Here is a 13,203-nt window from a genome sequence, read left to right as displayed (position 1 = left end):
AAGCGTAAGCCTTCCTTCTATTGGCAAGTACATATCTATTTAACGAGTACAAAAAAAAATGTCAGGAAATTTGCCAGCGGCTATCTGCTATGGACAGCCGCCGGCAAGTCTTGCCTTCAACGACGCGCGTTGAGCTGTTGCGACAGATTCTGGATCTGGCTGGTGAGGGTATTGATATTGCGGGTGACCTGAGCACGAAACGCGTCGAACTCGGCTGTATTGGCCTCTGCTGAAGGGGCCGGTCGGTTTTCCTGTTCGCTTTTGAGGACCATCAGGTCCTGCTCCAGGCGCTCGACAGCAGCCGACGGGTTGCCCTGTTTCTTCAATGTCGCAACATCGGCTGCCACGCTTTTGATTTGCGCATCCAGCTTGCCCTGATCGACCTGTGCGGTTTTCAGATCGGGCAGCGCGGCTTTCAGCGTGGTCAGCTCAGCAACGACGCTTTTGAGCTGCTCCTGCAACTGCGCGCTTTCACTGTGCTGCTGGGCGGTTTGCGCGGCCATCTGCTCCAGGCGCTTGTCGAGACTGCCCTGCTGGCCTTCAACGCCCTCGCGCTGTTTGTCCTGATCTTCCAGTTGCGCTTCCAGCAGCTTGATGCGCTGCTTGAGCGCCTCGCCATCGCTGGACAGCGCCTCGGTCGCAACGACTTTGCCGGAAATATCCTGCAGGCGTCCCGCCGCTTCTTCGCTGATGCGCGCAAAGCTCTCCTGAGTGGCCACCAATTGCTGTTCCATGAGGGAGACCTGCTGAAAGCTCCACCAGCCCAGACCGCAAAAGGCAATGAACAGCGCGCCGACCAACGCCCATAGCGGTCCGGTGCTCGGGCCCTTTACCTTGACCACCGGTGTGGTACGCGAATAGACCGTGGTGCGTTCGCGTGCACCATTGCCCGGCGCGAAGTCGTCATCGTCGTCCTTGGCGCTCAGGCTGGGAACGTCATCGACGTCGTCGTATGGATCGTTGCGCATGAATAACCCTTCAGGAAGCTGTTAAACCAAAGTCGGGCAGTATAACAACAGCGCGTAACCAATCTCACTATGCCACTACCGCATTCAGATTGCGTGCTGTGCCTGCCACCAGCCACAGAATTCATCCAGCGCTGTCCACAGGCTGACCTGAGGCTGATAATCCAGATAATGCCTGGCGCGGCTGATATCAAGCGTAAAATCCCTGTTCATGACCTGCATGCCCATTCTTGACAGGGTAGGTTCAGGTCGGCCCGGCCACAGCAGGCAGGCACCCTCGTTGATTGCTGCGGCACTGTAGGCCAGTCCGTATGAACGATAACGGGTGACTTGAGGCAGATGCATCTGGCGCATCACATAATTGATTGCGTCCCACAGCGGGACCGGCGTGCCGTTGCTGATGTTGTAGGCCTTGCCCAGCGCCGAGCCGGTTGCCAGCAAGCTGCTCAGCATGGCTTCGTTGAGGTTGTGCATACTGGTGAAATCCATCACGTTCAAACCGTTGCCGACAATCGACAGACGCTTCTTGCGCTGCATGTGCAGCAAACGCGGGAAAATACTGTTGTCGCCCGCGCCAGTGACAAAGCGCGGCCGCAGGGCGATCACTTCCAGACCGAACTCTTCGGCACCAAAGACCTTTTGCTCGGCCAGGTATTTGGTCGCCGCATAGTGATTATGGAAACGCTTGGGCACCTGCTCTTCCTTGATGCCGCGGTGCGATTTTCCATCAAAGTAGATCGAGGGCGACGAAAGATGAACCAACCTTCGCACCCTTTGTTTCAGGCAGCCCTCGACGATGTTTTCGGTAAGCTGCACGTTGCCCTGCATGAAATCCTGGCGGCGTCCCCACAGGCCGACGGAGCCTGCGCAGTGCACCACCGCTTCCACGTCATCGCACAGCGCCCGCACCAGATAAGGGTCAGCGAGGTCGCCCTGGATGAACTCGGCGCCACGCCTGACCAGGTGCTCGACACCTTCGGCACGACGGCCATTGATCCGCACGCTCATGCCCTGCTCAAGGGCAAAACGCGCAAAGCGTCCGCCGATGAAGCCGCTCGCGCCGGTGACCAGAATCTTCATTTACCGCTCCGTTAACGCATCTGCAGAAAAGGGAAAACCCTGCCTGCATGGATTACACATGATCATGTTGACGATCATTCCTCGCTCAGCGGCACCAGCCAATCGGCCGAATGTTGCGCAAGATGTTCGGTAAGCTGCGTCAAGAGCTGCCCGCCATTGCGCCAATGGTGCCAGTACAACGGCACATCGATGCAGCGCTCCGGCAGCAATTCAAGCAGGGTGCCGCTGCGCAATTGGTCGCGCACCTGCAACTCGGGCGCCAGGCCCCAGCCCATCCCGGCCTCGATCATACGTATGAAACCTTCGGACGACGGGCACAAATGATGCTCGAAGCCGTCCTGAACGCCAAGAAGTGCCAGATAACGATGCTGCAAAAGGTCGTCCGGCCCGTACACCAGTGCTGCCGATCTGGCCAGATTTGCCGGGCTCACGCCGTGCGGAAAATGGCGGGCGATGAATGAAGGACTGGCCAGCGCCCGATAGCGCATGGCCCCCAGCAACTGGCTGCGCGCCCCGGCCACCGGACGCTCGCTGCCACACAGGCAGGCCGCGACCTCGCCTGCACGCATGCGCTTGAGCCCTACGTCCTGATCTTCGACAACCAGATCCAGCAACAGTCGGTGTTCCGTGCAAAACGCGCCGATGGCCGGTGCCCACCAGGTCGCCAGACTGTCGGCATTCAAGGCGATTCGCAGACGCTCGGGCATGCCCTCTTCATCCAGCGCCGGCACCTGACTCTGCAAGTCGCGCTCCAGCAAACGGACCTGCTGTACATGATTGAGCAGGCGGCGTCCGATGTCGGTCGGGCTCGGTGGCGTCGCGCGCACCAGCACCGGCAGACCAATGCGTGCCTCCAGCAATTTGATGCGCTGCGAAACCGCAGATTGACAGCCCCAGCACCTGAGCGGCACGCTCGAAACCGGCTTGCTCGATCACAGCCGCCAATGCAGATAACAATTTGTAGTCGAACATCAGTTTTCCTAATGAGCGATGAGTATTATTTGTTTTCCTTATAGCGCTCACCCTCTGAGAATGGCTACCTGAATCTGCTCAATGGAACATCCTCATGTGGCAAAGCTACCTCAATGGGCTGCTGATCGCGGCAGGCCTGATCATGGCTATCGGTACTCAAAATGCTTTTGTGCTGGCTCAGGGCCTGCGTCGTGAACATCATGTGGCCGTGGCGGTGCTGTGCATTGTCTGCGACGTCATTCTGGTGGCGGCAGGCGTCTTCGGACTGGCCAATGTGCTGGCGCAGAATCCGACGCTGCTGGCGGTGGCGCGCTGGGGCGGCGTGATATTCCTGAGCTGGTATGGCCTGCAGGCATTACGCCGCGCCTGCTCACGGCAGAGCCTGGAACACAGCGCAGCGGTTGGCAGAAAATCACTGCGCACCGTGTTGCTCAGCGCATTGGCCGTTACCTTGCTCAACCCGCATGTCTATCTGGACACCGTGCTGCTGATTGGCTCGCTCGGGGCACAACAGGACGTGCCGGGGGCGTACTGCCAGCGCCTCGCTGCTGTGGTTCTCAAGCCTGGCACTAGGTGCGGCATGGCTCGCGCCCTGGCTGGCCCGCCCCGCCACATGGCGCATGCTGGACGTGATGATCGCCGTGATGATGTTCAGCGTGGCCTTTCAGTTGATCCGCTCAGCCTGACGGGTTTCATGACCTCGAGGTCAAACGCGTTGGAACCTCTATCCCACACAGTTGTTGCGTGGTTAAGCCGCAGACCCGGTGCTATGATCCGGGGTCTGCGCCGCAAAAGAGTAAAACTCCCGGTGCATGCTGTATCTGGCCGCCCGTGATCGGCCGTGCGACTACCGCAATTGACCTGAAAGGAGATAAACCATGGCTTTTGAATTGCCGCCACTGCCCTACGCCAAAGACGCTCTGGTGCCGCACATTTCTGCGGAGACTCTGGAATATCACCACGACAAGCACCACAACACCTACGTCGTGAACCTGAACAACCTGGTGCCAGGCACCGAGTTCGAAGGCAAGACCCTGGAAGAGATCATCAAGACCTCCTCGGGCGGTATCTTCAACAACGCCGCTCAGGTCTGGAACCACACGTTCTACTGGGAATGCCTGGCCCCTAACGCTGGCGGCGAGCCTACCGGCGCTCTGGCCGAGGCGATCAACACTGCATTCGGTTCCTTCGACAAGTTCAAGGAAGAGTTCAGCAAAACCTCCATCGGCACATTCGGCTCCGGCTGGGGCTGGCTGGTGAAGAAGGCTGACGGCTCTCTGGCTCTGGCCAGCACCATCGGTGCCGGCAACCCGCTGACCAGCGGCGACACCCCGCTGCTGACCTGCGATGTGTGGGAACACGCCTACTACATCGACTACCGCAATCTGCGTCCTAAGTACGTAGAAGCGTTCTGGAACCTGGTGGACTGGGACTTCGTGGCCAAGCAATTCGAAGCCTGATTCCAGCCTCATCGAAAAACCCGGCCTCGCGCCGGGTTTTTTATGCTCCAGGTTTACACCTGTAGTCTTTCCAGATTCGTGTTTAATAAACGGCGTCAGACTTCGACCTGCCAGTCAGGTGAACAGCAAATGTTTTTTCGCCTGCCGCTGTTACTTTGTGTATTGTCAGAAACGCTAGCTGACTCGCATCACGACGTAATTCTTTACAGTGTTCTGCTCAAGTTACCCACCTGGCCACCCGACACACGCAGGTGGCTTGGGCCAGTAGGTGCAAGGAACGCGAAGATCAGCCAGACGCACCGTTTCTGACCACGTCACGACGGGCGGATCTGGCTTTTCGAGGGTCATGGGGCGATATGTCCTCCGACACGAACTAAGGAACGGCCATTGAAGCTGGAACTCAAGAATAGCCTTTCGGTAAAGTTGCTGCGCGTCGTACTGCTTTCGGCGCTGCTGGTAGGCGTCGTACTAAGCTGTGCGCAAATCGTTTTCGACGCCTACAAGACGCGTCAGGCCGTGGCGAACGATGCCGAACGAATTCTCGGAATGTTCCGCGATCCCTCCACGCAGGCCGTTTACAGCCTGGACCGCGAAATGGGCATGCAGGTCATCGAAGGCCTGTTTCAGGACGACGCGGTACGCATGGCATCGATAGGACACCCCAACGAAAGCCTGCTCGCAGAAAAAGACCGCCCGCTGAAAAGCTCTCCAACCCGCTGGCTGACAGACCTTATCCTCGGCCAGGAGCGCAGCTTCACCACGCAACTGGTCGGTCGCAGCCCCTACAGCGAGTATTACGGCGACCTGCGTATCACGCTGGACACTGCCAATTACGGCGAAAGCTTTCTGGTCAATGCCGCAATCATCTTCATCGCTGGTGTATTGCGTGCATTGGCAATGGGGCTGGTGTTGTACCTGGTCTATCACTGGTTGCTGACCAGGCCACTGTCGAAAATCATCGAACATCTGATCGCGATCAACCCCGACCGCCCCAGCGAACACCAATTGCCACTGCTCAAAGGCCACGAGAAAAACGAACTGGGGATTTGGGTCAATACCGCCAACCAGCTGCTGGCCTCCATCGAGCGCCACACTTATCTGCGCCACGAGGCGGAGAACAATCTGCAGCGCATGGCGCAATACGATTTCCTGACCGGCCTGCCCAACCGGCTTCAGTTGCAGATCGGTCTGGACAGAATTCTCGAAGATGCGGGGCGTCAGCAGCACCGGGTCGCGATTCTCTGCGTTGGCCTGGATGACTTCAAAGGTATCAACGAACAGTTCAGCTATCAGGCAGGCGATCAACTGTTACTCGCGCTGGCTGACCGGCTACGCGCCCACAGCGGGCGACTCGGCGCTCTGGCGCGATTGGGCGGCGATCAGTTTGCACTGGTGCAGGCCAAAATCGAGCAACCCTATGAGGCAGCAGAGCTGGCGCAGAATATTCTGGATGAGCTGGAGGCCCCGTTTATAGTCGGTGAACAGCAGATCCGCTTACGAGCGACCATTGGCATCACGCTATTTCCCGAAGACGGCGACAACACCGAGAAACTGCTGCAAAAAGCTGAACAGACCATGACGCTGGCCAAAGCCCGCTCGCGTAACCGGTATCAGTTCTACATCGCCAGCGTCGACAGCGAAATGCGCCGCCGTCGTGAACTCGAAAAAGATCTGCGCGAAGCCTTGCCGGGCAATCAGTTGTACCTGGTCTATCAGCCGCAGATCAGCTATCGCGATCACCGCATCGTCGGCGTGGAAGCCTTGATCCGCTGGCAACATCCAGAGCATGGTCTGGTGCCGCCGGATGTATTCATCCCGTTGGCCGAGCAGAATGGCACCATCATCGCCATCGGCGAATGGGTGCTTGATCAGGCCTGCCGCCAGTTACGCGAATGGCTTGATCAAGGCTTCACCGACTTGCGCATGGCGGTCAACCTGTCGACCGTGCAACTGCACCACGCGGAACTGCCGCGCGTGGTCAACAACCTGTTGCAGATCTACCGCCTGCCACCGCGTAGCCTGGAACTGGAAGTGACCGAAACCGGCCTGATGGAAGATATCAATACCGCCGCCCAGCACCTGCTGAGCCTGCGACGCTCCGGCGCCTTGATCGCCATCGATGATTTCGGTACCGGTTACTCTTCACTGAGTTATCTGAAAAGCCTGCCGCTGGACAAGATCAAGATCGACCGGAGTTTCGTTCAGGACCTGATTGACGACGACGATGACGCCACCATCGTGCGGGCCATTATCCAGCTGGGTAAAAGCCTTGGCATGCAGGTCATCGCCGAGGGTGTGGAGACGCTCGAGCAGGAAGCCTATATCGTCACCCAGGGCTGTCACGAAGGCCAGGGCTACCTGTACAGCAAGCCGCTGCCCGGTCGGGAATTGCTGGCCTACCTGAAACAGTCGAGAGAGCATAACGCCGCCAGCCTTTGAACGGCAGTGCTCTTTCGAGCCATCTTGAAACCGACTGTTACAACCTGCTGAATACCTGAACACGACCGCAAAGGCGTTTTGCCTTTACATCGAATGCAAATCTTTCGCATCATGTCGCAGATTTTCTGGGCGCACCCCGCCATCAACTTTATCGACGCAGGATTCCGTCATGATTCGTATGCCTCTGGCAACCGCTAGTCTGTTGGCCATCGCTATCTCTCTCGCCGGTTGTGGCGAAGGCAAGGACAAGGCTGCCGCCCCGGCACCCGCGCCAGCCGCTGCTCCTGCGACTCCCGCGGCGACGCCTGCTGCCCCTGCTCCGGCCGCAGCCTCCCAGACTGACGACGCGGCGGCCAAGGCTGTGGTCGCGAATTACGCCAACATGGTGTCTGCGGTGTTCGACGACGCCGAAGCTGGTGCGAAAAAACTGAGCACCGCCGTCGACGCATTCCTGGCAAAACCCAACGATGAAACTTTGAAAGCCGCACGGGATGCGTGGGTAGCTGCGCGTGTGCCTTACATGCAGAGCGAAGTCTTCCGCTTCGGCAACACCATCATCGACGACTGGGAAGGACAGGTTAACGCCTGGCCCCTGGACGAAGGCCTGATCGACTATGTCGCCAAGGATTACCAGCACGCGCTGGGCAACCCTGGCGCGACTGCCAATATCATCGCCAACACCGAAATTCAGGTCGGCGAAGACAAGGTCGACGTGAAGGAAATCACCTCCGAAAAACTTGCCAGCCTGAACGAGCTGGGCGGCTCCGAAGCGAACGTTGCTACCGGCTACCACGCCATTGAATTTCTGCTGTGGGGCCAGGACCTGAACGGCACCGGTCCTGGTGCCGGGGCTCGTCCAGCCAGTGACTACCTTGAAGGCGCCGGTGCGACCGGCGGCCACAACGACCGCCGCCGCGCCTACCTCAAGGCCGTTACCGATCTGCTGGTCAGCGATCTGGAAGAAATGTCCGGCAACTGGAAGGCCGGCGTTGCCGACAACTACCGTGCCACGCTGGAAGCCGAATCCGGCGAAAGCGGTCTGCGCAAAATGCTCTTCGGCATGGGCAGCCTGTCGCTAGGTGAACTGGCGGGCGAGCGTATGAAAGTCGCACTGGAAGCCAACTCCAGCGAAGACGAACACGACTGCTTCAGCGACAACACGCACAACTCGCACTTCTACAACGGCAAGGGTATTCGCAACGTTTACCTGGGCGAATATACGCGCACCGATGGCAGCAAAGTCAGCGGCCCGAGCCTTTCGTCTCTGGTTGCCAAGGTAGACCCTGCCACCGACGCCACCTTGCGCGCCGATCTGGACGACACCCAGGCCAAGCTACAGGTCATCGTTGATCACGCCAACAAGGGTGAGCACTTCGACCAGTTGATCGCTGCCGGCAACACGGCAGGCAATCAAGTGGTGCGTGACGCCATTGCTGCGCTGGTCAAACAGACGGGGGCTATCGAACAGGCCGCTGGCAAGCTCGGCATCACCGACCTGAACCCGGACAACGCTGATCACGAGTTCTGACAGGTACTGTTTGCGGTAACAACCAATGCCGGTCAGTTCGCTGACCGGCATTTTTTATGCCTGACCGATATGCGCATCAGGTCTGGCCAGCGATATTTCGGCGATCTTTGTAGGGCCTTTCCCAAAGTCATTTCTGCGTATTGAAAACGTTTCCCATACCGCCGAATATCCGCGCCCCTTGCCCCATCAAAGCGCGCACATGTTTGAATTTGAATCAGGCCCTGGCGGTCTGTCATGGTCGAAAAACGCTTATCTGCTGCTCAACGCCATCAATCTCCCACAGTTGAGAAGAAAGCTTTTCGAGTGGAATCCAGCGCCGATCTGCGCGCTGCTTTTTCTGCAAACCCGCTTCAGCGAATTACTGGATCACTCGCCCGCCCTGGTTCAGATCGACGGCCCACACGACCCGACTTTTTCAAATTTTTTGACTTGCGCGCGCGAAGAATGGGGTCTGCTGCTGTTCAGCGACGCCGACCACAAGACAGTGGCTGATCACCTGCGCTGGCTGGTGTTCGTTGATAAACCAACAGGCAGGGCCTGCCACTTGAACCTTTCCGACCCGCCTGTCGCCAACGCGCTGTTCGGGCTTCATCCGGAGCACACCGACAATAGGCTGTTTGGCCCTATCGACAGCGTTTATGCAGTAGATGTCATTACTGAACACTGGGTCCAGCACGAGCGCCGTGGGGAGCCAGCCGGTCATGACAAAACTGTTCTGTATCGGATGAACGACCGGCAGATGGAGGCCATGAATGACGTCGCGTTTCGCCTGATCGTGATCAGTCTTGACCAGCACTTGCGCACATTTTTTCCGGCCTACCTCACATCCACGGGTTTGAAGTCGCGATACAGCCATGTGCATGCGCTGGCCGTCACAGCCTATGAAGCAGGCTTCAACAGCGAAGCGGATATTTTCCACTACGCCAACGTCACCTGCTTTCTGGCTACCCAGCCGGTCGAGTCGCATCTCGATATCAGATCGCTGATGAATGAAAAGTCCTCATTGACGCCATCCCGGCGTATTCAACAGGCCAACTGGCTGGCAGTGAAACGCAGTCGCGAACCGCACGGAGCAACCCGGCCATGAGTCGCAAGACACTTTCCCCTGTGGACAAAGCCTATTGGGAGTCCAGAGCAAAAAGCCATATTGATGCCCGCAACAGTACGAGCAACTGCCCGTTGATGGGCACCAAAGTCCAGCTATTGCCACTGCGTTACGGCCGCGTGGAACGGCTTCATAACCTGCCGGATACCTCGGGTTACAGAGACTTGAAACGACCGCTCGGCTTGCGCCTGGTGCGTGACGGCTATCTGTATGTGATTGATGAAAGCAGTGGTTACCTGCATGAGTATCGCCTAGACAACGGCGTGCCGACCAAACTGCTCTGGCAGGACCGGGAAGTCGCTCAGGATGTCAGGCAGACCACAATTGGCGAGCACACCCTGATCTTTGCCCGCGATACAACATTGCATGTTGCCTATGCCGAACTGCAATGGACCGCCGCCAAATGCACCCATGTGCTGGCCAGCGCTGCAGACCGTTTCTATTTCATGCAAAAAGTGAATCTGGCTGCAGCCGATTGCCAGCAAGGCGGTGTCCACCTTCGCGTCGAACAGCAGGTCAGAGAGCAACTTGCCGAGCTCGCCGAGTTGCCGGCACAGCAATGCACTACACCCGAGATGCCCGAAGGAGAACGCCAGGACTATGTCTGGGAGCATCTGCCACTGTTTCGCGAGGCGCACATCGGCGAGTTGAAAAATACACTCAACCCGTTCTACGAACTGAATCACCTGTATCTGGTGCTCGACGACAGCATCGGCATTCTGCGTGACCTTGCGCAGGAGCAGGACGAGGTAGTGGGCTGGCTCAACCAGTGGCGTGAGCGCAACAACAATGAAATGCGTTACATCACCGCCAGCTACATTGACACACTGATGAGCGTTGGCGAAAACACTGCCCGGCAGACAAGCCCTGCTCGAAACTGCTGAAGAACACAACGCCCGAACAACGCACGCGCATTTACGATTACCTGAATGCGCGCAATGACTGGCATCGGGAACACCATCAAGGGCCTGTGCCAGCCACTACTTCAGCGGGGCAGTATTCCGCCATGCGCGGGGGTGCGCACGCCGAGCGGCCGCAAACCAGGTTTGCCAGACTCGACGTGGAAAACAAGCACTCACAGATGGTGCTCATACTTGGCAAACCACTCCATGAAGAACTGAAAGACGACATTGAAGCGCTGGAAGAGAACAGCCAAGGCACGCTAAATGGTGTGGGCCTCGGCTCACGAGGTATTTACGACCTTGTTCGTCACCAGGAAATGCAAGCCTATCTGACTCAGGAGCGCTCGCACCTTCAACGCTGGACGCAGCGCCTGGACGATATCACCCATGATCGCGTGCGCCTGTTCACTCAAGGGGAGCTCTTTCGAAGTGCCTGGTACTTCGACCCAGACCATCCCGACCAGTTGAAAAGCGCCTTGGCGATGGAGCTCAACTGCACCCGCGACCTGTGCCGCACCGACGAAAGCCTGCGCAGGGTCAGCGACTACTTTCACGACAACCCCCACTACATTCTGCCGGTGTTCTACGGGCGTCTGGACATGGACTTTCTGCGCGCCAAATCAGGCAGCCTGCTCAAGTGGCTGGATGATATTCACAACTTCAGCGACGGACTGGCCGATGCGCAAAGGCGCGTCGCTGATATCAGCCACATCATGGGCAATCACTGGACCAACAGTCTGAACCTGGCCCCCGCCGCCCTACCCTTTCATCAAGCCGTCAATGCCAGTTACATCCCGGCCGTCGCCCTGCACCTGGAGCGCTGGCTGATTGAAATGCAAAAGCAGTTGAACAGCCCGCAGCTACGCCAACACCTGGATAACTTCAGCAAGGCAAGCAATCGAGCACAACGACTGGGCATGCTGGTGGCGCTGCAACAGGAAGCCGTCACCCTGAGAGTTGCAAACGAAACCGACGTGACAAAATTTCGCGACAACTTCGTGCGCTTGAATCAGCTGCTTGCTACCGAAGACGACCTCATCAGAGAGCGCAACCGCCTCACCAAACTTATCAACCGCCGCACACTGACAGCGGATCAACATCAAGGTCTGCTTTACGAAAGGCAATACACCAACAAACGGCTGCTGCAGACCCGCAACACGCGCGACGCGCTGCGCCGAGACCTGGAAAAAGCCATTACCCCGACCGGTAACCCGCACAACGGCGCGATTGGCGTTCGACTGGATATCACTGACCCGCAACTGCACGCGCTCAATGCCGAAATTGACAGGCTGCGTGCTGGTGCGTTTGGGGGGTATGCGACTCAGGGGGCGGCTGCAGCGGCGTTGAAGGGTAGTTTCTTTCCTTTACTGGCGGTGTATTTACAGGTTGGGAATCTGGGGGAGGCTTGGAGTGTTTGGAAAGCATCAAAGGGAAATAGATCTGTAAAAGAAAACTTTATATGGGCAAGTACACTATCTTCAGTTGCCTCAGCCTCTATTTCAGTATTCCAAGCTGTATATCTAGCGATGACCAGCGAAGCTTTTAAGGCAATAACCGAAAACAGTTCCGAAACAAGAGGTATGCTGTTCGGAGTTCGTATGGGACAGTGGGGCATGGGGTTAGGAGCTATCATTGCCCCCTTAAGCCTCGTAGGTGCCGCAGGAACAACTTGGAATAACGTTGAAAAGTGGAAGAGCGGTTTGATAAGCGGCAACTCTGGAGAAAAGTCAGGTGCTTTCACCGCAATGAGCGGCGATATTGGAGGAACCGGAATTAGTGCTGTGTTGACAGGGCATGCAGGCAAAGAGCTGATAGGCTTTCTAAAAGACATTTACCCTGAAACCGGAGATGCCAGGAAGAAGGCCGCAAGCATTGCTTGGGCAACCCGTGGATCACGCTTTCTGCAGCTTTCGATGCGACTTACTCCATGGGGACTTATTTTCACAGCCCTGCAACTTGGCGGTGAAGCACTTTACAACTACTCGAACCTGGACGAAGAGCAGCGATGGCTACTCCATTGTCTATGGGGTAACGAGCCCCTGGGTTGGGACTGGAGCACGCACTCACAAAAACTTGCCGAGACTACTCTGCTGCCCACGGTTCTCGATCAAGGCATTAGCAGGTGCCAGCTGGATGGACAAGCTGTACGCAGCCTGCATCTGATATTACCGGGACTTACCGAGTCCAGCTTTGACGACACTTCCTTGCGCTGGTTGGCCGAGTTAATAGAAGCCCCCCATAGGCAGGATGTCAGCAAAGGACTTCGCCAAGGACTGTCCGTTGCCTCTGCATCACCTTTGACACTGGCGCTGGAGATCCCCGAGGACTGGCAGGGACATAACGTACTGCTGTTATTGCGGCTCGCCGTCAAACCGGCATTAGCCAACACTTACCTGAAAGCGGATCAGGGATACCTGAATTACCGTATTCCACTGAGCATGGGCTCACTAAGCAAACCCATCCATGCATCGTCAAGCGTTACCGACGAGGGTATGACATTACCTGTTTTACCTATCGAGAGAGACCATCTTTTTGAATTCTAGCAAATACGAGCAATCTCCATGTGCAGGCGATACAGAGCATGAGGCCGACACAGAAGTCTTCTACCTTGCACCACGTCCCTTGCCTACCGGGGTATCGGCGTCAAACTTACAGAACATCGACAGAATGGCTGCCGACACTTATCTAGACTTCCATTTGACCTCTGCGTCACTGGAGTTCGCAGTGCGCTGCTACACGGCTTCAGTAGCAA

General features: G+C 57.3%; 6 protein-coding genes and 3 pseudogenes. 6 read left to right on the top strand and 3 right to left on the bottom strand.

Annotated elements, in window-relative coordinates:
• Positions 1–116: 116 nt before the first annotated feature.
• The 3 genes and pseudogenes from AC4ANK_RS07145 to AC4ANK_RS07135 form a co-directional block, all read right to left on the bottom strand.
• A complete protein-coding gene (locus tag AC4ANK_RS07145; protein ID WP_002555003.1) occupies positions 117–968 on the bottom strand; it encodes a hypothetical protein in 852 nt (283 codons plus the stop codon).
• 84 nt (positions 969–1,052) lie between these two features.
• Positions 1,053–2,045, bottom strand: coding sequence for an NAD-dependent epimerase/dehydratase family protein (locus AC4ANK_RS07140; RefSeq protein WP_002555004.1), 993 nt, complete (start codon positions 2,043–2,045; stop codon positions 1,053–1,055).
• Between the two features lie 74 nt (positions 2,046–2,119).
• Positions 2,120–3,017 (bottom strand): annotated as a pseudogene (locus AC4ANK_RS07135) (LysR family transcriptional regulator ArgP).
• Between the two features lie 94 nt (positions 3,018–3,111).
• Between AC4ANK_RS07135 and AC4ANK_RS07130 the strand changes: the two are divergent.
• The 6 genes and pseudogenes from AC4ANK_RS07130 to AC4ANK_RS07105 all read left to right on the top strand — a co-directional run bounded on the left by AC4ANK_RS07130 (position 3,112) and on the right by AC4ANK_RS07105 (position 12,994).
• Positions 3,112–3,703, top strand: a pseudogene (locus AC4ANK_RS07130) (LysE/ArgO family amino acid transporter).
• A 192-nt stretch (positions 3,704–3,895) separates the two neighbouring features.
• Complete coding sequence (locus AC4ANK_RS07125; protein WP_460383285.1) at positions 3,896–4,477, top strand: superoxide dismutase; 582 nt, start codon at positions 3,896–3,898, stop codon at positions 4,475–4,477.
• 387 nt (positions 4,478–4,864) lie between these two features.
• Positions 4,865–6,916, top strand: coding sequence for a putative bifunctional diguanylate cyclase/phosphodiesterase (locus AC4ANK_RS07120; RefSeq protein WP_002555008.1), 2,052 nt, complete (start codon positions 4,865–4,867; stop codon positions 6,914–6,916).
• A 169-nt stretch (positions 6,917–7,085) separates the two neighbouring features.
• On the top strand, positions 7,086–8,444 hold the full coding sequence (locus tag AC4ANK_RS07115; protein WP_002555009.1) for an imelysin family protein: 1,359 nt from the start codon (positions 7,086–7,088) through the stop codon (positions 8,442–8,444).
• A gap of 199 nt (positions 8,445–8,643) precedes the next feature.
• Complete coding sequence (locus AC4ANK_RS07110) at positions 8,644–9,531, top strand: DUF4123 domain-containing protein (RefSeq protein ID WP_031597530.1); 888 nt, start codon at positions 8,644–8,646, stop codon at positions 9,529–9,531.
• Positions 9,528–12,994 (top strand): annotated as a pseudogene (locus AC4ANK_RS07105) (toxin VasX). The gene AC4ANK_RS07110 and the pseudogene AC4ANK_RS07105 overlap by 4 nt, the downstream one beginning before the upstream one ends.
• The last annotated feature ends 209 nt before the right edge of the window (positions 12,995–13,203 follow it).

It is taken from the genome of Pseudomonas sp. Pmew2, from assembly GCF_058129885.1.
This window is presented reverse-complemented; position numbering and strand designations above follow the sequence as displayed.